Source organism: Paenibacillus residui (assembly GCF_042677205.1).
GTDB classification, from domain to species: domain Bacteria; phylum Bacillota; class Bacilli; order Paenibacillales; family NBRC-103111; genus Paenibacillus_L; species Paenibacillus_L residui.
The window spans coordinates 26,791-47,620 of sequence record NZ_JBHTIU010000010.1 but is presented as its reverse complement, the minus strand read 5'-3'; the positions used below and the strand labels follow the sequence as shown (position 1 = coordinate 47,620).

The window sequence follows — 20,830 nt, the reverse complement described above, 5'->3', positions numbered from 1 at the left end:
TGTGACAGAATGCCGATAGGCGAACTGTTGCGGCTCTCTTTGGGTTCTTCTGTAAACAGCTTGCAAACAAGAGGCGTGCGATAGTGATTTATGATCATCTTTAATGGTAGATGGTCACTTGTTCAAACCGCATTGCATATACTAAAATATCGTTAGAAAGACCGGGTGCTGGTAACACTCGGCCTATACAACTGGCTTGGATGGGGTGTCCCTTCAAGTTGCAAAGGATCAAAAACCCACCTTCGGCGGAACAACCTTGGGGTGGGTTTTTTGCATCCTTAAACTAAATCTTTCATAAGGTCCTCTAAATCATTCATCAAATCAGGTATCCAGGCATCCGAATCCGGTATGGTCACTGTGCCTCCGTAAACCAGCCATCTTAGAGTTTTAATCAGCCAGCACAAACCGCCGATTTTGACCTGCCAGTTCAGCTGTTCCATGGATAACTCCGTGCCAGCTTCTTGCAAAAAGGCGGAAAGAACATCATCCTGCGAAACGCTGCTCCAAGCCTTTGTCTCATTTATCAAACAATGCAGGTCACCCAGATGTGGGCTTAAATAAGCAAGGGACCAGTCAATCGGTAGTATACCATTCCCTTGAATCATTAGATTTTTAGCATGATAATCATGATGGACGAGTGTAAGAGGAAGGGTTCGGTACAGCTTCTCCAGATGGGAGGGCAACGTTTTCCGCAGTCTTGATAGAACGCAGGATTTGGAAAGCCGGGGCGACTCCAGCAGATCGTCCAGTAGGGTTATAAAATTTGCAGCGGATACTGTATACGAGCTAATCGTTTCACTTGGGATTTGCGCCCCCAAATTAGCCGATGCCACTTTTCGCAGTCTGGCCAATTCCCTTGCCGCTTCGAGAAAATAATAGGGGAGGGGCTGCTGCTCCAAATTTTGCCGGCCAACGTCCTCCATAATCATAACGGCATCGGTTTCCAATTCGAGAAGGTTGAAAATGCAAGGCGCTTTTATTTGCATTGGAATGACCAATTGTCGATAGATAGCGGATTCTCTCGCCATTTCTTGCGCGGCCCATTTAATAATACTGGTTTGACCCGATTTCCATGTCGCCCTATACACTTCGGAAAGCGCCCATTTCCTTAATAAGGTCCATTCCGCTACTTCTTCCAAGCGTGGCATTATCCGGCGATAAGCTGAAAAGCATTCTGGAACCATCTATTTCTTCCTCCCGCTGCATAGTCATATTTATAGAGAAAATTTTTACATAATTAACCAAGAAATTATAGACTGATATTTTTCCTTTTGCTATGATGTTGTATAGGGTCTTGAAAAAAATCGGGACTCCTATTTATGTCATGAGATAGAATCAATGCTGCAAAACCCACCTTCGGTTCCAAGCCTTAGGGTGGGTTTCTAGTTTCTTCTATAAGGTTACAACTTAACGCTGAAGATTAATGTTTGGGAGAGGAGGAGAGGGCCGTGGTCGTACAGCGTGCAGTAGAAGAAGATATAACTCCTTGGTTGAATCTGGCTTCGGAGGTGGAATATCTCTTCGGTCCAATGGTGGATGATCCGAAGTTCTTGCTGGCACTGCAGAAAAATATTAGCAGGGGGAGCGCCTTCTGCATTCGTGAAAATGACGGCCTGCCGGGGTCCCGCCTTATGGGAGGACTTCTTTTCTCTTCGTCATCTGCTCCTGTCTATAAGATCGGTTGGCTGGCCGTTGCGTCCAGATCGAGGCAAAAAGGTGTTGCTACGGCATTAATCAAGCATGTTCTGTCCCTTGTGCAGCGTCCGGCGGAAGTGACGGTTACCACCTTTGGCAATGATATAGCAGACGGGCTTCCTGCCAGAAATCTTTATATCCAGCATGGATTTATTCCGGAGGAGAAGGTTTCCAACGGGCCGGAAGGCGGATCGCGTCAAAGGTTCAGGTTAGTCCTAAGATAATGCGGGACTTGCAGAGTGATCCGTTAATGACTATAATAATTAAGGTATCTAAATTATGAAGGGTGCGAATATATTCGAATGAAGAAAGTAAGTCCGGATCTTATCCGCGTAGTCAAAGATATGAACGAAGCGGATTACGCGATTAATATAATGCTGGTTCAGGCCTATGAGTCGCTGTTCAATAGCGATATTACGGCCAAGCAAACCATCCTGCTGGAGTTCGTTCACAAGCACGGGCAATTGACGGTCAGCGAACTGGCGGAACGGATGAAGGTAACCTCCAGTGCGGTCAGTCAAATCATCAGCAAGCTGGAGAGGGCGAAGTATGTGCGCCGGGAGATCAATCCGCTTAATCGCAGAGAGATTCTGGTTCGGCTGGATGAACGGGGAATCGAGCATTTTGCCAAGGAGGAACAGATGGAGCTTTCCATCATTGAGCGCTTTTATTCTCAATTGGACTATGAAGAAGTCGTCACGATGAAAAATATCGTTCTCAAGCTCAAAGCGATCGTGGAGAAGGAGCTTGACGAAGCCGGGACCCTGAGGGACAAATAATGGCCGGCTACGGGGAAAAGGTTATGCAGGGAGAAGCAAGATTCCCTGTGTCGAATTATTAAGTTTTCTTAATAATTAAGCATATATAATATAAGAAAGGAAGAGAAGCTATGAGTATGAAACGACAAAGATTGGAGCAATTATTCGGAGGTTTGGCGGAAAAAGGTGAGGTGAACGGAGTTATTCTGGCTGCCGAGCATGGAGAAATCATTTATCAAGCTGCTTTCGGACAGGCTGATCTATCCACGAGCCGCCGGTTGCAGACAAACACCGTATTCGAGCTGGCTTCACTGTCGAAGCCTTTCACAGCTTTGGGTATCGTTGTGCTTGAGGAGAAGGGCATGCTCGCCTATGACGAGCCGATTGAGCGGTGGCTGCCGGAGCTTCCTTACCAAGGGATCACCGTTCGCCATCTGCTCTGCCATACGTCCGGACTGCCGGATTATATGGACTTGTTTTTCGAGCATTGGGACCGTTCGAACATCGCGACCAATGCGGATGTCCTGAATCTGCTGGTGCGGCATCGCCCACCGGTTTATTTCGAGCCGAATGAAAGCTGGCTATACAGTAATACGGGCTATGTGCTGCTCGCTATTCTTATCGAGCGGATAACAGGGCAGCGGTTTGCCGATTTTATGAGCGAGCATGTATTCAGTCCGTTAGGCATGAAGAATACGAGAATTTATAATCGAAGATATAGCGGCGAGGTCATTCCCGATTACGCTTTCGGCTACATTTATGATCTGCATTCCGACCGCTATGAGCTGCCGGACCTTGTGCCGGAAACGAATTACGTAGTGTTTCTGGATGGCATCCAGGGGGACGGAACCGTGAATTCAAATTTGCATGATTTGTATAAATTCGATCAGGCACTTCATGCCGGACAATTTGTGAGCCGGAAATCGCTGGAACAGATATTTGCGCCGGCGAGTTTGAATAACGGCGAGACATGCGGCTACGGGTTCGGCTGGATATTGGAAGAGAAAGAGGGGAAGGGCAGGGCGGTGAGCCATAGCGGAGGGTGGCCGGGATATGCCACCAACCTCATTCGATATATCGATGCCGATATGACGCTGATTTATTTAAGCAATATGGAGCAGGATGTGGAATTCGACCAGGCTCTTCTTATCGCTGCCGAGCAAATTTTGTTCGAACTGCCTTACGATGCTCCACAGCGTCCGGCCCAAAGGAAGCTTGCCGTCATAAACCCTGGTCTATATGAAAGCTATATCGGCACGTACCGGCTGGACGAAGGTGAAGGAGTCCATGAGGAAACCGTCGCAGTCGTTCTGACCGAAGGGGACAGACTGTACCTGCAGATCACCGGCAAAGTGCGGCTCGAGCTTTACCCGGCTACCGAAACAAGGTTCTTCGTACGCTCAGTTCCGGTAGAAGTAAAATTTAGCATACAGAACGGGATGGGTAAGGCGGAGAAGCTGGTTATTCTGCAGGAGGGAACGGAGACGTCAGCGGTTCGGGTGGATTAGTAAGCGATAAGCTCTGAAAAAAAGAACCTCCCTTAGAGTGGCATCAAGACTGAATCGCTGCTGCCGCTTCCGTGCAGCCGGGTAACTTCAAGAATAATTACTTGGGGAGTTTTAACGATAAAGGCCTACGGGGCGCAGCAATTCTGTGTACATTTCGTCTGTCGGATTGAGGAGGTAGGTGAAATGGGTAAAATATTGGGTGTCCTAATGGCGGGAATTTTACAAAAGCCGAACTATTCTTACCGACATAGGCGGCATATAGTTCGGCTTTATCTATTCATGTGACTTCGTTCACGGATCAAATAAACGTAAAATCGTCAAATAGGCTTGCTGACGCGTGTAGGAGCCCTTGGGATCAAATTCGTTATTACCGACACCGTTCATAATGCCCCGGGAGACCACATAAGCAACGGAATCGTAAGCCCAACCGGCGATGAGTTCGTTATCCGCGAAGCTTGCAGGAGGGGCTGCCGTATCCAAATCCAAAACGTTGGCGGTATTTCTTAGCATAACGGCTGCTTCCTCCCGAGTCAGGCTGCCTTCGGGATCGAAGCGGCCCGCTCCTTTGCCGGACACAATTCCAAGAGTATAGGCGGCGAGAACATCCTTATCCACGGTGTCGGTAAAGGGAGGTTCGGGCATTGAAACGTTTTTTTCTAATAGGAAGTGATCTATGCCGGTACCTGTCTGAGCCTCGATGAAATGGATGACTAGCGTGCTAAATTCCTGTCGCGTGATCTTGTTCCTATAGTCCTTCTGCAGCGCAGGGGGAATAAGCCCGGCCTCAATTGCTACCGATATCCCGTCCGCCGCCCAGTCATCGGGAGAGTCCGAGCCGGAAGGCAAACGGGATTCTGGGGCCGGATGGGCGATATAGCCCCATTTGTACCTTTTTTGAACAGGTGCCAACCCATCGTTGAAATCCCCAGCAAATTCATATTGAAGCGGGATCACTTCATTCCCCGTTTTATCAATAAAGCCGTACTTCATATTTTTGCTGACTCGCGCCAACCCTTCGCTAAAATCACTTGCATTATGATACTGGGGCTTGACGATTTCCTTGCCGGTTTTATCAATAAAGCCCCAGACTCCGTTCTGTTGAACTCTGGCTATTCCTTCTTTAAAGCCAAGTACCCGTTCATATTGCGGCTCTACGACTACATTGCCGGATTTATCAATGAATCCGTATTTCAAGTCGAAATTTTCTTCCTTGATGACGACTCCCATTCCTTCGTCGAAACCGATGACATAGTCGAACGACTTGCCCAAATGGACCTCCGTTCCAGTAAGATCAATGAGAAAGCTCTGCCCATTTTTCGTTACGGATGCAAGGCCATCGCTAAAGTGGCTCACCGACTCATATTGGATGGGAATGACTTCTTTGCCTGTCGTGTCAATGAACCCCATTTTTCCATTCTTCCGAACCCAGGCCCGACCTTCATAAAAAGATCCTGCCTCGTCATACTGCAGCTTGACGACTTCTTGTCCGTTCTTATCAATAAAGCCCCATTTGCCGCCTTTGCTGACCGCAGCCAGTCCTTCTTTAAAGAAATCCGCACTGTCGTCGTATTGAGGAGGGATCCTATCTTTGCCTGTATTATCGATAAATCCATACTTTCCCGCCCTTAAAATTTTTGCCATGCCCTCACTGAAATTCCATGTATAGTCATTGTAGTTTTCGGTGTACTCGTGGGGCAGAGGGAAGGCCAATTGACCGGTCGTGTCAATAAACCCATGCTGACCATCCTGTTCAATCTGCGCCAGCCCCTCACTAAAGGGCCAAGCCGCATCGTATTGGGGAGGGATGACAAATACGGGGGATTGGGCGAACCCAGTATTTGCGATGCCCAGCAGGATGATTGCACAACCCATGATGCTGCACATAAGCTTAGAACAAACATGTCTGCGCATAGCGGCAAAAAACTCCTTCCAATTGGATTTGTTCAGGCAGTTCATTGCTGTTAATAGCTGGATTATTATGTTCGATACTTATCATGAAATCCCTGCCGTTATGTACGATGGGTGGGGTCACCTCGTTATTGATTATTATTTCATAATTGGATAGTATTTGTGTCAGTATAGACTTTGGTAATAGGGAAAACTTCTTTTTTTTATTTTCGCAGTATGACAATCATAAGGGTCCATGAAAGGCGGAGATCGATATGTCCGTTCAACGAAAGAGATGGCCGATCACTTGCGGGGTCGTCTGGTCTTTGCTGTTCGCCTTGATGAGCTTTTATTGGGCGAGTGGCGGCATGCTGGGGGTTAATACGCTAGGGCCGGAAATTTCGCGGCAAGCCGTCTTGCGCGACGATAGCTTCATTTTCGTCGTATGGTTGACGGGGGTGGCCAAGGTTGCCGGGGCACTTTTATTACTCGCATTGAAGATTAACTGGAGCAACGGGCTTGTCCAAGCAGCGTTTCGAATTACAGCCATGGTTGGCGGAATACTTCTTTTCCTTTATGGGCTATTTAACTTAGTAGCAGTGCTGCTCATGATGGCTCAAGTTCTGAATTTGCCGACAATCGACTCTTACTCGGCGTGGTGGCGCCTCTTCTTCTGGGAGCCGTTCTGGATGATAGGCGGGCTGTTTTATTTCGTTGCCGGCCGGACGGCAAGAGCGGGGTGAAGCATCCGGCCGAAACTGCTTATTAAGTAAGCTTCAATCGCCGGATGATTTCAGTTCCGCTCCGGTCTATCTCCACAAAACCTAGCGATTCGTACAGGCCCGAAGCGCGATCATTCCCCGGCCTGTGACCTAGAATAATATATTCGCATGCATGCTTCTCCTTCATATAGCGAATCAGCTCCGTTAAGCCTGCCCTTCCCAAACCTTTGCCCTGGAATTGGCGGTCGATTACAAAGGCCATTATCCAGTATTGCCCGTCCTCCGGATCGATAGCGTAAATCGCAAGACCGACCAGATCGGTTCCTGAATAAATGGCGAGAGGACTATATCCGCAGTAGGCGGACTCGGCCAGCCAATAGACGGCGGGGACGGGGAATAACGTCTGCTGCTCGTCCGTAACTTGAATTTGTGTGCAGTCGTACCAGTTGTCGTGATCTACAGGGCGGAGCTCCACCCCGGAATAAAATCGTTCATCATTTTTCGGTTTCATTAACCGTTGTCCTCCTTCGCTATGGCTATCCTCTGCTTTTCTTCAGAGATTCTCTTTCGTTCCCCTCCATTTATTTATATTGCCAGGGAGCCAAGATTCACAAGAGATTAAATGGAATATAACCGTTTTATCCCATTGCAGTAATAAAATAAAGCTAATAATTCCTAGTTGAAAAATTGGAATAATTGCAGTATATTCTGAAGTATATAAAAAAGCATCCAACGATACCACTTTAGAAATGAATAACAAATCGGGAAAGGGTGAACGGAATGCTGGCGAAAATTGGGTTGGGCGTTCTTTGCGGACTGCTGCTCGGCTTTGTCTTACAAAGAGGACGGTTTTGCGTGGTTGGTGCGTATAGAGATATGTATTTGACTAAAGATAACCGGATGTTTATTGCCGTGCTGATTGCCATTGCGGTGCAAGCGATCGGGATCTTCGCCTTGTCAGGGCTGGGCGTGATTCAGCTCAGTAATGTATCCTTTACATGGCTTGGGGCTATTATCGGAGGACTTTTGTTCGGATTCGGCATTGTGCTCGCCGGAGGCTGCGCCACCGGTACTTGGTACCGTGCGGGAGAAGGGCTGATCGGCAGTTGGGTAGCTTTATTCACTTATATGCTTGGTACGGTAATTACTAAGGCAGGAATTTTGAAGCCCGTCAACGATCAAATTACTCAGTATAAAACAACCGAGGGGACGATTTACGGCACGTTCGGCATTTCACCCTGGGTCCTTATTGTTTTGTTTACTCTTCTTGTCGGCTTTATAGTTTGGAGACATTTAAGCAGGCCTTCCGTGAAAATCCCTTCGCTTAAGCCCAAGAAGACGGGACTAGCGCATATATTGTTTGAGAAGCGCTGGCATCCGTTCGTAACGGCGATTATTGTCGGAATCATTGCCATTTTGGCTTGGCCGATGAGTGAAGCGACGGGGCGGATGTTCGGGCTCGGCATTACGACTCCTAGCGGCAATATTTTGCGCTACTTAACGACCGGCGATTCCAAGCTGCTGGATTGGGGAGTTTTCCTGGTACTCGGCATCGGTATAGGCTCTTTCATCGCGGCCAAAGGCAGCGGAGAATTTCGTTGGCGGCTTCCCGACCGCAAGACGATTCGCAACAACTTTTTCGGCGGATTATTGATGGGGTTTGGAGCCAGCTTGGCGGGAGGCTGCACCATCGGCAACGGTTTGGTGAATACTTCCTTGTTCTCCTGGCAGGGTTGGGTGGCCACGTTATTCATTATTCTGGGAACATGGGCAGCCACCTATATCGTTATTGTGCGCGGCCAACGCAAAGCTAATTCAACCGGCAAGGGATATCAACAATCCGTCCCGGCATAACCGGATAATATAATAGGAAAGGATGATTCATAATGAGTCAGCATCATTTGCAAGTCGTAGGGATGGTATGCCCGTTTCCATTGGTGGAAGCGAAGAAAGTCATGCAGGATCTCCCCGCAGGGTCCGAGTTGGTCATCGACTTCGACTGTACGCAAGCGACTGAATCACTGCCTCGATGGGCGGCAACGGACGGTCATGAAGTGACTTCTTTCGAGCAAACGGACGATGCCCAGTGGAGAATTGTGATTCGAAAGAAGAAGTAAATAAAGAAGGCGGTTGTTTACAAATAAATACAGAAAAAAAGCTTGCCCTTGACCTTACGTCAAGGGCTATACTTTTTGGTGAAGGGAGTGGTAAAGATGACAGATCAGAAATGGTATACCATCGGCGAATTTGCGAGGCTAACCCATGTAACGGAGCGCGCCTTGCGCTTTTATGACAAAAAAACGCTGCTTAAACCGTCCGGGCGCAATGCGCAGGGCCATCGCCTGTATTCAGATAAAGACATCGTTCGTTTGCAAAAGATCGTCACCTTAAAATATCTCGATTATACCCTGGAAGAAATTGCGGAATATTTGAATAAGCCGGAGCTCGATTTGAAACGGTCTTTGGCTTTTCAGAAGCAATTGCTGCTTAAGAAGCGCGAGCATCTGGATAAGGTTATCGAAACCTTGAACAGCGTCCAGGAGATGATGGAAGAGTCGGAATATTTTCAGAGAGACGATATCCTGATGTTGATTTATGCCTTTCAAATGGAGGATAGGCATAAGGATTGGCTCAAGCAGCGTCTTTCCCATACGACGGTAGATGCGCTATTTTTCGAAGGCCGGCCGGATGAGCGGAAGAAGTTTGAGCGCAGGCTAATGGCTATTTATGCGGAGCTTAAACAATTTGGCAAGGAAGGCAAACAACCTGACGATCCGGTCGTTCAGGACAAGGCGCAGGAATTGATAACCGTCATGTTTTCTTATATCGGAGAAGAGCCGATGGAAGAGTTTTTAACGAATATAGGCACAGAATCGGTAGACCCGATTTTATTTCCCGATTTTACTCAAGAGGAGGACATTTTCCTTCAGCAAGTATTTGAAAATATGAATGATCCGCGAATAAGGAATATGTTCGAAGACACTGAAAGCCATACGAGGGAGGAGGGAGACAAGGAATGATGAACTCAACCGCTCATCCGAAGGACGCCGGGAAAGAGACCGTCGATATGCCTAAATGGGGAGACTTCTTATCCTTGTTGAGCAAGTACAGGCCGGCGCTCTGGATCATCATTATTACGATTCTGCTGGGCTTGGGGGAGACGATTCTGAATCTGCTCATTCCGCTGTTCACTATGGATATGGTGAATCAGTTGTCGGCGGGAAATCTGCAGGGGATGACCATCGCTTTATTGGTAGGAGTGTTTATCGCGCAGGCTGCATTATCGGGATTTTCCATCTTTTCCATGTCTTATATCGGTCAGTATGTCATTGCCAAGCTGCGAGACGACTTATGGCAGAGAGTGCTGGGTTTGCCCGTTCCCTTCTTCGACCGCAATACTTCGGGGGAGACAATGAGCCGGATGACGAACGACACCAATGTGATTAAAGATTTTATAACGGCACATGTCATTTCCTTCTTGTCCGGACTCGTCTCCATTATCGGGGCTGTCATATTGCTGCTGACGATTGATTGGAAAGTCACCGTGCTGATGCTGCTGGCGGTGCCGGCTGCACTGCTCATTCTATGGCCGATAGGAGCGAAAATGTTCGGGGTTTCCCAAGGAATGCAGAACGAAACGGCACTGTTCCAAGGGGATCTCGGCCGTGTATTGTCGGAAATCCGTCTCGTCAAATCGTCATTGGCCGAACCGCTAGAGCTGGAGCGGGGGCAGAAGCGTATAGGCCATCTGTTTCGTTATGGTTTGAAGGAAGCGAGAATCATGGCTTTGGTATCGCCCTTGATGATGAGCATCATGATGCTGCTGCTTGTCCTGTTGATCGGTTACGGAGGTGTGCGGGTAGCTGCCGGAACATTGAACGGCGGCCAACTGGTAGCCATCATTCTATACATGTTCCAGATTGTCATTCCTTTTACCCAAATGGCATCGTTCTTCACCCAATTCCAGAAAGCCATGGGCGCATCGGAACGGATTCTGGCTATTATGCGGGAAGAGCCCGAAGAGAGCAACCAGGTGGAGGAGCATGATCCGCCTGCCACTCATGCAGCACCACTTCAAGTGTCGGATAGGTCGAAGCCGGTTTGGTTCGATTCGGTCAGCTTCGGTTATTCCCCGGATAGGCTCATTCTGCGCAATGTGTCCATAACCGTGGAAGCAGGGCAGACGACGGCTTTCGTAGGGCCCAGCGGAACCGGGAAGACGACCTTGTTTTCGCTGCTGGAGAGATTTTACGAGCCGTCTGGGGGAACAATTTATTATGGCACGAGGCCGCTTTCTTCCTATACCCTGAAGGATTGGCGAAACCGGCTAGCCTATGTATCACAGGAAAGTCCGATGATGGGCGGAACCATTCGTGACAATTTGACTTATGGCTTGGAGGAAGTGGACGAAGGGAAAATGAATGAGGCGATCGAACAGGCCAATCTGAAGGAGTTCATCCATTCCCTGGAGAAAGGGCTGGACACGGAGGTTGGCGAAAGAGGGGTTAAGCTGTCGGGTGGTCAACGCCAGCGCCTGGCCATTGCCCGGGCGATTCTGCGCGACCCGGAAATTTTGCTGCTGGATGAGGCTACGGCTCATCTGGACAGTGCCTCCGAACGGCTGGTTCAGGATGGGCTGCAAATACTGATGAAAGGCCGGACCACATTAGTGATCGCTCACCGTCTGTCAACCGTATACAATGCGGATAAGATCGTGGTGCTGGAACAAGGTGAGGTCACCGGACAAGGCACTCATGAAGAGCTGCTGGCGACTCATCCATTTTATCGGAAGCTGGTGCACCAGCAATGGGAACAAACCGGATAGCATCCGGTTTGTTTTTTTTAGAGCGAAATCGATTTGAAGGAGATCATCAGGCGGATTGTTCTAATTGCCATGGGATGGTATGTTAAAATCAAATAGAAAAGGGGGCGGGAAGGTGTCACTGCAAGGGGAAGAACGGAAGGCAAAGATACTCCAATTGCTGGAATCGAAGGGCAAGGTGGAAACCGGCTATTTGGCCAAGACGCTTAAAGTATCTACGGAGACCATCCGCAGGGATCTTGACGAATTGGAAGGCTCCGGCAAGCTGAAGAAGGTGTACGGCGGTGCGGTCAAGATCGCCCAGAAAGGAGAAGAGGCTCCGCATCTAATCCGGGAAGCCGTTAATGTGGAGGCCAAAAAACGAATAGGCCAAAAAGCGGCGGCAATGGTTGATCCCGCCGATGCCATCTTTCTGGACGAAGGCACAACCACTCTGAAGATGATTCCTTATCTGCAGCATATTCGCGGACTGACGGTGTTTACCAATTCCTTCCCGGCAGCCGTGAAACTGATGGAATATATGAATAAACAGTTATTTCACGGTAAAATAATTTTCATCGGGGGAGAGGTTAACTCCGGACACGCCAGAACAGCCGGCTCCCTCACCGAGCACATGCTTGAGCCTTTTTATTTTACGAAAGCATTCATTTCCATAGACGGAATGGATCCTGAAGCCGGATTTACCGGTTATGACAGCAGCAAGTCGTTACTGGCTGCCAAGGTTATTCGGCGAACGAAAGAAGCGGTCGTTGTGGCAGATTTCTCTAAAGTGGGAACTCGGGCAAGCTACAGAATTGCCGGCTTGCCCGAGGTGCATACGATGATATGTGACAGCCCTCCGCCTTCGGAGTGGGAGAAGGCCATAACGGGGGCGGGGCTTCGTTGGCTGGATGCCTCCGATTTAAAATCAGGGAATACCGGCGATTAAATAACTCTAACCTTGTGCGTATCTTCTTGCGGAGCGGGCCGCTATTCCGAAGGGGCAAACAGTCCGGCGGGAACCTGTCCTTCCCATTCCTTGGAGGGCGGGAACCCGAGTGCCCGGGCTGCGACAGGGGCCGTATCCAACTTATCCCCACAAAGCAATGGATATGATCCCGAATGTAATTACCGAAGCCATGGCAATTCTGCGCAGTCCCTGCTGTTCCTTCAATAGAAGGATGCCGAGCAGAGTGCCGAACACGGTACCGACCTCGCGAATGGGGGCAATGGCCGCCAGCGGCGCCAATTGCAAGGCAAACAGAAAGAGCAGATAAGAGCCCGGCGAGAGAACGGAACCCAGCACAATGGTGCGCCAATTCCGGCTCCATTCCTGGCGGATTTGCCCGGATTTCAATACATAGCGTGTACCCATCAGCACATAACCAATGTTCGAAATTTCGATTAGCGCAAGCGGAGACATCTGTGCCACGATCAGTTTGTCGGTCAGAGTGTAGCCGGTAATGCACAGTCCGACTGACAGAGCCAATCCAACGGCCACCGGGGTCAAAGCTTTGTTCTGGCTCGCCTGTCGGCCGGTCAGGCCGCTGATGGCAAATAAACCGACAATAATCGGGCCGAGACCTATCCATCCTATAATCGAGAGGGACTCGTGATAGAGAAGGGTACTCATGACCGGCACCAGCAACGCTCCCGTTCCCCTCATGATCGGATATACCTGCGACATGTCGCCATGTGAATAGGCTTTGGAAAGAAGAACAAAGTAAGCGCCTTGAAAGCCCATGGATAAGGCAATGAACAGCAGCAGCTGCCACGTAAGTTGAACATGTATAAGCTCATAAATAAAATACGGGAGGAACAGCACCGCCGCTACGATGTGGATGCACCATAGGAATACCGCTTTGTCCAGGCTTTTCTTCGTGAAAAGATTCCAGACGGCATGAGCCATTCCGGAGCATAAAACTAAAAGAATGGCAAGCGAGGTCATGAACGGATCATCTCATTTCATTGGATCAAATAGGTTTCCACTTCATCATAAGGGATGATGCAACAAGAAATCAACAATAAAATGTGGTTTTCGTTGTTTTCTATTGTTTTATTGTAAAAATCCTGTTTCAAAGTCCATGCTCCCGATTGCGGACCCCTGGGGCAGACGTTCGTCGACGGATGATCAGCATTCCCAACCATACGGATACTCCATAGATTGCGGCAATGGCTCCGAACAATAGGGGCACATTCCCTCCAAGATAAAGGGGCACTCCAATAATGGGGCCTGCGGCCATTCCGATATAACGGACCAAGTTATACACGCCGACGGCGGTTGCTCTGTCTTTGGGGAAGTATTCTGTCAGCAGTGTGGCGGGGACGGGCATCGTCAATCCCATCGTAAAGCCGAATAAACAAAGCCCCGCAATGAGCAGCGGAAGAGAGAGATTCGCCGTAAAGGCGAACAAGAAAATGGAGAGCACATTAAGCATATTTGTGAATAGCAGGCTCCGTTCATTTCCCATCCTGGATTGGAGCCTAACTCCCAGCCTAACACTGACAGCAGGCAGCAGAGACAGCAGAAGAAATAAACCTCCGGTCTGTTCCGGCCCCAAGCCGTAACGATGTGCCGCTATTTGCGGCAAGAAGACCATGAACACATACAAAGCCAAGTATTGAGTGAAACCAATAAGAACCGTGGCTGAGCTTCTGTGCTTAACGGCTATAAATACAAGAGAAGACAGACGGAAGGGAGAGGCGGTCCCTGCTGCAGGCTTGGTCTCCGGAAGCCAAAACAGATTGGCCAGCAGCATGGCGATCCCCATGACAGTTACAAGAAGGAAGATACCGGAATAGCCGCTCCACCCTCCGACCATACCTCCAACGAGAGGTCCCATAGACAGCGCCAGAGTAAGAAAAAGCTGGTAAGTAGCCATCCCCCTTGCCCGTTCTCTTCCCTCATACAAATCTCCGATGACAGCGGCCGCTACTACCGGAATGGCTGCCGCCCCGATTCCTTGAAAGAAACGGCAGAGCAGCAGCATCTCAATGGAACCGGCATAGGCGCAGCCGAATGACGCACCGGTATAAACGACAATGGCCGGCAAAATGACGGTTCTTCTTCCTTTCGCATCGGCGAGCGGACCATATACGATCTGCATGACGGCAAGAGCGACCGTATACAGGGAAACCGATAAATTAACCAGATAATGAGAGGTCTGAAGCTGCTGCTGGATTTGCGGCAAGATGGGCGTATATAGATTCTGGGCAAATACCGCGATAAAAGCGCTTATCGATGCGAGCATCAAGATTCTGCGGGACATCATGGAGAAACCACTCCTTTCGGTAATAATTGACTGATGTCAGTCGATTATTGAGCATTATATTTTATTTGACTGAAGTCAGTCAAGGGGTATAATAAAACTATTACATCTCAAGGAGAGAGGTCCAATGGCTCGAATCTCGAAAGATCCGGAAGTGCGGCGCAAAGAAATTGTGGAAGCGGCCATGCAGTTGTTTCGTGAGAAGGGCTTCGCACAGACAGCCGTCAGCGATATTGTCCGTAAAGTCGGGGTTGCGCAAGGCACCTTTTATTATTATTTTAAATCGAAAGAGGAGATCGTCTTTGCCATCATTCAGTTATCCGTGTCCGCACAGGCTGAAAAGATAGAAAGCATTGCAGATAACAACCGAATGACGGCCCGGGATAAACTGACGAAAGTGCTCGGGGAAGAGATTTATAGCCCATCGCAATACAAAATGTATCTCGACTTCCTCCACCAGGAAAACAATGCCCTGCATCACCAAAAGCTGATCGTGGCTAAAATTCATGCCTTCGCCCCTATGATCGCCCAAATATTGCAGCAAGGAACGGAGGAAGGGCAGTTTCAAGTCGAGGATCCACTAGAGGCGGCGGAGTTTATATTAACCGGTATGCTATTTTTATTTGATCAGGGTATTTTTCAATGGACGGATTCGGAGCTAAGGAGCAAGGCCAAAGCGATGGAAAAAATGATAGCTAAACTATTGGGCGTCCAGTTAAAATTAACTAAAGAACCATAATGGGAACTGGCTAAGGAGGAAGCTTGATGGAATGGAACTATTACAATACGTTCATTACGGTTTCGGCGGATTGTCCGGCCGATAAGGGGATGGTCCCTCCAGACCGGAAAGAGAAGAAGACGAAAGCCGGGATCGAGTATGCTTTGCTTTCGGAAAATCCCTATACCTACACCCAGGAAAAACTTCTTTACGAGGTTCATATTCGGCATAAAGAGATTCCCCAAGAGGAGTTGGCTGCACGGGGAGTTGAGATCAGGGAAGAATTTTACCGGAAGCCGAAGCCCTGTTTCCGAGCCTCTATGCTGCCCAAGAAATTCGGATGGGGCATTCACTTCGATCAAGAGGGGAAAATGGCTCTAGTTCCAATGGAGTCTGAGTTGTACCGGGATTTTGCCAATGGGGAGAAGGGCGAGGTGAAGCTGCTCGCGGCCATGAGAAACAGCCGGGCCCGATAATTCGGACCAGGCCGTTATGCTGCCCGCTTTAAACGTTACAGTCTTCGTTGGGCTTGGCGATTTCTTTCATAGTTAAAATAACCGGGCAATGATCGCTGCCGGTCACCTCGGAATCAATTTGTGCGTCCAGCAAGCAAGGACTAAGTCTGGCAGAAGCGAGAAAATAATCAATTCGCCACCCTATATTCCGCTCCTTTACCTTGGGCATGTAGGACCACAGGAATAAGCGTCCGTCCGATCGGGATAGAAGTGTCTGAAGGTATCGATAAATCCCGATTCCAGAAGCTGCGTCATTTTGTCCCGCTCCTCCTGAGTGAAGCTGGAATTGTTGCGGTTCGACTTGGCATTCTTCAGGTCGATCTCTTGATGGGCCACATTCAAATCTCCACAAACAATAACTGGCTTGTCCGCATCTAACTTCTGCAGATAACTTCGAAACCGGTCTTCCCACTCCAGTCTATACGAAAGTCGGGACAAATCGCGCTTGGCATTAGGCGTATAAACATTCACCAGGAAGAAGGCATCGTACTCGAGTGTAATGATTCGCCCTTCCGGCTCCTCATCTTCCGCCAGTCCGTAGCGAACGGACAGCGGTTTGATTTTTGTGAAGACGGCCGTGCCGGAATACCCCTTTTTTTGTGCATAGTTCCAGTAAGAAGTATATTCCTCACCATGCTCCACCTGAATTTGTCCTTCCTGCAGCTTTGTTTCTTGAACACAGAATATGTCGGCATTCACCGCTTTGAAGTAGTCGTAGAACCCTTTATTTATGCAGGCTCTGAGGCCGTTAACATTCCAGGATATCAGTTTTAACATTTTCTTACTCCTTACATATCTCTATGATTTCAGCTACTAGTGTAACATAGAAGCGTAGAACCCGTCGTCTATTTTGGAGCGGAGCAGCCGGGAGTATTCTTTGAACGAATCGAGGGGCAGACCTTAAAATCGACGACAACATCGATAATATTATCATTAGTGATATCAAAAAAGCCATAGATTGGATGAATCTTCGTTAGGAAACCCTGAGTCAGATTTGGTCGAATATGTTGTCATGATAGTCTCTGGCGGAGGTGGAATTGTGGGAATTATATTGGGAAAGCGGATATTCTTTCATTCGGTAGTTCGCGATTAATCCCTTACGTTTAAGGTGTCTATGAAGAAGCGGTATCCCTATAAATAATTCATATTAGTTAAACAGCCGGAGACAGCCATTGTGCGCGGACCCGGTTGTTTTTTGTTGTGCGGTTCACCCACTAACGCTTCTAAACATCGCTCAACCAACATACTGTATCGGTGGCTGAAGTTAGCATTCTTCAATCATTATCCTCGAAGCCGTGCTGTTTTGATGCATATTCATATTTCAATAAAGAAGGGTATAGTCTTTCTGTTCCGGGCAAAAATGGTTTTATTAGCTCGGAAGGTAAGCCGAGGCAGAATTTATCTGGAAAGGGATAGGAAGAGAATGACGGAAAAAGAAAAAATGTTAAGAGGGGAACTGTATTTCGCTTCAGATGCGCTATTAACAAGGGAGCGTGAGAGTGCCAGAAAATTAATCCGATTATATAATGAGACGCTAGAGACGGAACAGGAAAATCGGATGGATATATTAATGAAGCTTTTCGGTTCCACGGGTAACAAGCCCTACGTTGAGCCGCCATTCCGTTGTGATTATGGTTATAACATTCATGTCGGCGATCATTTTTATGCTAATTTTGACTGTATTTTTTTGGACGTGTGTGAAATTCGAATAGGGGACCATTGTTTTATGGCACCCGGCGTCCATATTTATACGGCTGCTCATCCTTTAGAACCTGAGAAACGAAGCACGGGAATTGAATACGGCAAGCCTGTTACAATTGGAAATAACGTATGGATAGGAGGAAGGGCCGTTATTAACCCGGGGGTGACTATCGGCAATAATGTGGTGGTAGCTTCTGGAGCCGTAGTGACTAAAGATGTTCCCGATTATGCGGTTGTAGGCGGCGTTCCGGCCAAAATTATTAAAATGTTGATGTGATTGGAGGTCCCGGCATCGATCTGGTCAAATTCCTTATCGATTTGCCTAACTTCTACTACTGCGAATACTTATTCTCAATATATAATGGTAGGGCGATGTCCGGAAATATTCGTTTTAATGTTATCGATATAAATAATATATTCAATAATGATAATAACTATTGCTCTATTCCCCGCTGTCTCGTTTCTCTAGAGCTCGCGGGTAAACTATTATCCCGTCCAGAGCTTGAGGAACGGCAGCAGCAGCGGGGCCGTAACAATCGTGACCATCGCAGTGATAATCATGGCCAGGCTGGCCAAAGCGCCCTCAACCGGTCCGAATTCGAAGGCTTTGGACGTTCCGGAACCATGTGCCCCTACGCCAAGGAGCAAGCCTTTGGATATACCGCTGCGAATGGGCAGGTATCGTATGACGAGCGGGCCGATGATCATCCCGGCAATTCCGGTCAGGATGACAAATACGGCAGTGATCGGAGGGATTCCTCCAAGCCTCTGCGAGATGGTCATCGCAATCGGGGTCGTGACAGAGCGGGGCAGCAAGCTGTTCACCCATTTCGGCTCGAGATGCATCCATCCGGCCAGCAGAGCCGAGGTGAATATGGCGACCAAGGAACCGAATAGTACGCTGCCGATTATTTCTGCAGCGTACTTTTTTAATAACGATGAATATTTATACAAGGGGATGGCCAGGGCAACGGTAGCCGGCTCGAGCATCCTTGACAGCCATTTTCCTCCGGATTCGAATTGATCGTAACCGACGGGAGTGAGTGCAAGAAAAGCAATGATCACAACGGGCACAATGATGATTGGCGCGAGCCAAATTTTATTGTGGCGGGCGTAGAGACGGACGGCGCCTTGGTAGATTAGAAGGGTTAGCAGCAGCATGGCCGCTGATGTCACTATCATGTTGATGTCTCCTTTTCCGATAAATGTAATCCGCCATCAAGCCGGTACAAGTCATTACGGCGGCCGTGCCGAACAGAATGACAAGCAGGAAGCGGGATCCGTCGCGGGCCATAACATCCGTATATTGAACAATTCCTACCGCAGCCGGAATAAAAAACAGCAGCAGATGACGGATGAGCCAGTTAGCGCCCGACTCCACCCAATCGAGTCGAATCACCTTGATGCGCAGGAGGATAAAAACAAGGGCGATACCGATGATACTCCCCGAAACCGGCAGGTGAAGAAAGGCCGCAATCCAGTTTCCCGCCGAAGCAAACAGCAGCAGAAGCCCAATTTGAGCAATAGTCTTAAATAATATCTTCATCCCGTTCTCTCCTTTAATTTCAGTGTACATGGGGAAAATGTATAGGTAAAATACATATATGGAATGTTATTTATTCATAATATCTATATATAGAAAGGAAGCCTGGCCAATGGATATTCGACAGCTTGGTTATTTTGTCGAAGTCGCGGAGCAATTAAGCTTCACCAAAGCATCGGAGACATTGCATATTACACAGCCAACGCTGAGCAAGATGGTGAAGCTGATGGAAGAGGAGCTGGGGGTTACGCTGCTCGACCGCTCCACCAAGCAGATGGAGCTGACGGATGCGGGACAGGTCGTGCTATCACAGGCCAAACGGGTGCTGGAGGCCTTCCATAACCTCTCCACTGAATTGAATGATGTTATGGAAATTCGTAAGGGACTGCTTCGAATCGGTTTGCCGCCGATGATCGGCTCGCATTTCTTCCCCGAGGTCATGGGTCAATTTCGCGTAACCTACCCGGGGATAGCGATCAAGATTATCGAAGTGGGGGCCAAGAAAGTGGAAAATGCCGTAGAAAACGGGGAGCTGGATATCGGAGTCATTTTGCTTCCCGCGAGAGAGGAGGAGTTCGAGTATTTCGAAATTGTTCGGGAGGAGTTAATGGTCCTTCTGCCGGCAGATCATCCTTTAGCGACAAAGCCCTTCATCCGGTTAGCGGAGTTGAAGGAGGAGTCGTTCATCCTGCTAAGCGAAGATTTCGCCCTGCACTATAGAATCCCAGATGAATGTATCCGTGCGGGCTATCGGCCTAATGTTCTTTATGAAAGCTCACAATGGGATTTCATTAGCGAGATGGTTGCGGCGAAACTGGGTATTTCGCTGCTTCCGCGAACGATCTGCCAAGGTCTGGATCCGAAGCGGATAGCGGTCGTCCCGCTGGTTGAGCCTGCGATTCCATGGAATTTGGGATTGATTTGGAGGAAAAACAAATATTTATCTTTTGCGGCGAGAGAATGGATCCGGTTCACCCGGGAATTGCTGCCTAAACGAGGATGATTGACCGAAATGATTTATTGAAACAATGATGGGCAGCTTGCGGACGTCAGAGGAAGTGCGGCATTTCGGATAGCCATGTAATCGCGGACATGTTAGACTATAGAAAATGAAATTGGAAAATGAAATCGCTGCGGACGGGGTGGATCCATTGCTGCTCAAATATACTATTTGTTATATACGTCATAACGACAGTCTGCTGCTGTTGAACCGTAAATCCCCTCCGGTCATGGGACTGTGGCATGGAGTGGGCGGCAAGATCGAGGCCGGGGAAAGTCCTGCGGATAGTGTGCTTAGGGAAGTGTTGGAGGAAACGGGAATTCATCTGGACCACGTCAGGGACAGGGGCAAGGTCACTTGGACGACACTGGGAGGGACCAGCGGAGGAATGTATGCTTTCCTGGCGGACTTTCCCGGACATTTGGATCCCCAAGCATACATAACTCCCCGCGAGACGGACGAAGGCATCCTGGATTGGAAGCCGATCGGGTGGGTGCTGGATCCGCAAAATAACGGCATTCCGCAGCATGCGCGGTATTATTTGCCCCAACTGTTAGAGGATGGCCCTTCTGCTTATGAGTATTGCTGTACCTTCAAGGACGGAAATTTAATTGATTATTCCGCAGTGCCGTTAATTGCTCAATGGACTGCCTCATCAAGAGAGTAGCCCAAATACTTGACCGAAGGAATGCCCAGTTCTTAGAGCAGTATCT

At 48.6% G+C, this 20,830-nt stretch carries 21 protein-coding genes and 1 pseudogene; 14 read left to right on the top strand and 8 right to left on the bottom strand.

Annotation, left to right across the window (positions count from 1 at the left end):
- Positions 1-278 precede the first annotated feature (278 nt).
- Complete coding sequence (locus tag ACFQ03_RS03495) at positions 279-1,184, bottom strand: phosphotransferase (RefSeq protein WP_379286084.1); 906 nt, start codon at positions 1,182-1,184, stop codon at positions 279-281.
- A 264-nt stretch (positions 1,185-1,448) separates the two neighbouring features.
- On the opposite strand from ACFQ03_RS03495, the gene ACFQ03_RS03490 reads away from it, so the two are divergent.
- From ACFQ03_RS03490 to ACFQ03_RS03480, 3 genes are all read left to right on the top strand, one after another.
- Positions 1,449-1,919 carry a GNAT family N-acetyltransferase gene (locus ACFQ03_RS03490; protein ID WP_144939654.1) on the top strand — a complete coding sequence of 157 codons (471 nt, stop codon included), beginning with the start codon at positions 1,449-1,451 and terminating at the stop codon, positions 1,917-1,919.
- Between the two features lie 78 nt (positions 1,920-1,997).
- Complete coding sequence (locus tag ACFQ03_RS03485) at positions 1,998-2,474, top strand: MarR family winged helix-turn-helix transcriptional regulator (RefSeq protein WP_144939656.1); 477 nt, start codon at positions 1,998-2,000, stop codon at positions 2,472-2,474.
- 110 nt (positions 2,475-2,584) lie between these two features.
- Complete coding sequence (locus ACFQ03_RS03480) at positions 2,585-3,961, top strand: serine hydrolase (RefSeq protein ID WP_379286081.1); 1,377 nt, start codon at positions 2,585-2,587, stop codon at positions 3,959-3,961.
- 291 nt (positions 3,962-4,252) lie between these two features.
- Here the strand turns inward: ACFQ03_RS03480 and ACFQ03_RS03475 are convergent, their stop codons facing one another.
- The gene (locus tag ACFQ03_RS03475) at positions 4,253-5,872 is read right to left on the bottom strand and encodes a WG repeat-containing protein (RefSeq protein WP_379286079.1); all 1,620 of its coding nucleotides are present in this window, start codon (positions 5,870-5,872) and stop codon (positions 4,253-4,255) included.
- Between the two features lie 251 nt (positions 5,873-6,123).
- On the opposite strand from ACFQ03_RS03475, the gene ACFQ03_RS03470 reads away from it, so the two are divergent.
- Positions 6,124-6,591, top strand: coding sequence for a DUF3995 domain-containing protein (locus ACFQ03_RS03470; RefSeq protein ID WP_144939662.1), 468 nt, complete (start codon positions 6,124-6,126; stop codon positions 6,589-6,591).
- Between the two features lie 22 nt (positions 6,592-6,613).
- Here ACFQ03_RS03470 and ACFQ03_RS03465 read toward each other — a convergent pair whose 3' ends face one another.
- The gene (locus ACFQ03_RS03465; RefSeq protein WP_144939664.1) at positions 6,614-7,081 is read right to left on the bottom strand and encodes a GNAT family N-acetyltransferase; all 468 of its coding nucleotides are present in this window, start codon (positions 7,079-7,081) and stop codon (positions 6,614-6,616) included.
- A gap of 269 nt (positions 7,082-7,350) precedes the next feature.
- Here ACFQ03_RS03465 and ACFQ03_RS03460 point away from each other — a divergent pair, with 269 nt between their 5' ends.
- The 5 genes from ACFQ03_RS03460 (at position 7,351) to ACFQ03_RS03440 (ending at position 12,320) form a co-directional block, all read left to right on the top strand.
- A complete protein-coding gene (locus tag ACFQ03_RS03460) occupies positions 7,351-8,424 on the top strand; it encodes a YeeE/YedE family protein (RefSeq protein WP_144939666.1) in 1,074 nt (357 codons plus the stop codon).
- Positions 8,425-8,456: 32 nt separating this feature from the next.
- Positions 8,457-8,687 carry a sulfurtransferase TusA family protein gene (locus ACFQ03_RS03455; RefSeq protein ID WP_144939668.1) on the top strand — a complete coding sequence of 77 codons (231 nt, stop codon included), beginning with the start codon at positions 8,457-8,459 and terminating at the stop codon, positions 8,685-8,687.
- A 96-nt stretch (positions 8,688-8,783) separates the two neighbouring features.
- Positions 8,784-9,590: a MerR family transcriptional regulator gene (locus ACFQ03_RS03450; protein ID WP_379286075.1), complete on the top strand. Its 807-nt coding sequence runs from the start codon at positions 8,784-8,786 to the stop codon at positions 9,588-9,590.
- Entirely contained in the window at positions 9,590-11,395 is a 1,806-nt protein-coding gene (locus tag ACFQ03_RS03445) for an ABC transporter ATP-binding protein (RefSeq protein ID WP_379286170.1), read from the top strand. The genes ACFQ03_RS03450 and ACFQ03_RS03445 overlap by 1 nt, the downstream gene beginning before the upstream one ends.
- Positions 11,396-11,507: 112 nt before the next feature.
- Positions 11,508-12,320 carry a DeoR/GlpR family DNA-binding transcription regulator gene (locus ACFQ03_RS03440; RefSeq protein WP_379286073.1) on the top strand — a complete coding sequence of 271 codons (813 nt, stop codon included), beginning with the start codon at positions 11,508-11,510 and terminating at the stop codon, positions 12,318-12,320.
- Positions 12,321-12,461: 141 nt separating this feature from the next.
- Here ACFQ03_RS03440 and ACFQ03_RS03435 read toward each other — a convergent pair whose 3' ends face one another.
- Both ACFQ03_RS03435 and ACFQ03_RS03430 read right to left on the bottom strand, forming a co-directional pair.
- A complete protein-coding gene (locus tag ACFQ03_RS03435) occupies positions 12,462-13,319 on the bottom strand; it encodes an SMR family transporter (protein WP_379286071.1) in 858 nt (285 codons plus the stop codon).
- A 127-nt stretch (positions 13,320-13,446) separates the two neighbouring features.
- Complete coding sequence (locus ACFQ03_RS03430; RefSeq protein WP_379286069.1) at positions 13,447-14,643, bottom strand: MFS transporter; 1,197 nt, start codon at positions 14,641-14,643, stop codon at positions 13,447-13,449.
- A 124-nt stretch (positions 14,644-14,767) separates the two neighbouring features.
- Here ACFQ03_RS03430 and ACFQ03_RS03425 point away from each other — a divergent pair, with 124 nt between their 5' ends.
- Positions 14,768-15,379: a TetR/AcrR family transcriptional regulator gene (locus ACFQ03_RS03425; protein WP_379286067.1), complete on the top strand. Its 612-nt coding sequence runs from the start codon at positions 14,768-14,770 to the stop codon at positions 15,377-15,379.
- Between the two features lie 26 nt (positions 15,380-15,405).
- Complete coding sequence (locus ACFQ03_RS03420) at positions 15,406-15,834, top strand: DUF6157 family protein (protein ID WP_379286065.1); 429 nt, start codon at positions 15,406-15,408, stop codon at positions 15,832-15,834.
- A 28-nt stretch (positions 15,835-15,862) separates the two neighbouring features.
- Here ACFQ03_RS03420 and ACFQ03_RS03415 read toward each other — a convergent pair.
- A pseudogene (locus ACFQ03_RS03415) lies at positions 15,863-16,650 on the bottom strand (exodeoxyribonuclease III).
- Between the two features lie 646 nt (positions 16,651-17,296).
- Here ACFQ03_RS03415 and ACFQ03_RS03410 point away from each other — a divergent pair.
- Positions 17,297-17,851, top strand: coding sequence for a sugar O-acetyltransferase (locus tag ACFQ03_RS03410; protein ID WP_379286063.1), 555 nt, complete (start codon positions 17,297-17,299; stop codon positions 17,849-17,851).
- Between the two features lie 209 nt (positions 17,852-18,060).
- Here the strand turns inward: ACFQ03_RS03410 and ACFQ03_RS03405 are convergent, their stop codons facing one another.
- Both ACFQ03_RS03405 and ACFQ03_RS03400 read right to left on the bottom strand, forming a co-directional pair.
- Positions 18,061-18,756, bottom strand: coding sequence for an LrgB family protein (locus tag ACFQ03_RS03405; protein ID WP_379286061.1), 696 nt, complete (start codon positions 18,754-18,756; stop codon positions 18,061-18,063).
- Positions 18,674-19,120, bottom strand: coding sequence for a CidA/LrgA family protein (locus tag ACFQ03_RS03400; protein WP_379286059.1), 447 nt, complete (start codon positions 19,118-19,120; stop codon positions 18,674-18,676). Before ACFQ03_RS03400 ends, ACFQ03_RS03405 begins: the two co-directional genes overlap by 83 nt.
- Before the next feature lie 109 nt (positions 19,121-19,229).
- Here ACFQ03_RS03400 and ACFQ03_RS03395 point away from each other — a divergent pair, with 109 nt between their 5' ends.
- Positions 19,230-20,120 (top strand): LysR family transcriptional regulator, encoded by an 891-nt coding sequence (locus ACFQ03_RS03395; protein ID WP_144939689.1) that lies wholly within the window; start codon positions 19,230-19,232, stop codon positions 20,118-20,120.
- A gap of 106 nt (positions 20,121-20,226) precedes the next feature.
- A complete protein-coding gene (locus ACFQ03_RS03390; RefSeq protein WP_260982163.1) occupies positions 20,227-20,784 on the top strand; it encodes an NUDIX hydrolase in 558 nt (185 codons plus the stop codon).
- The last annotated feature ends 46 nt before the right edge of the window (positions 20,785-20,830 follow it).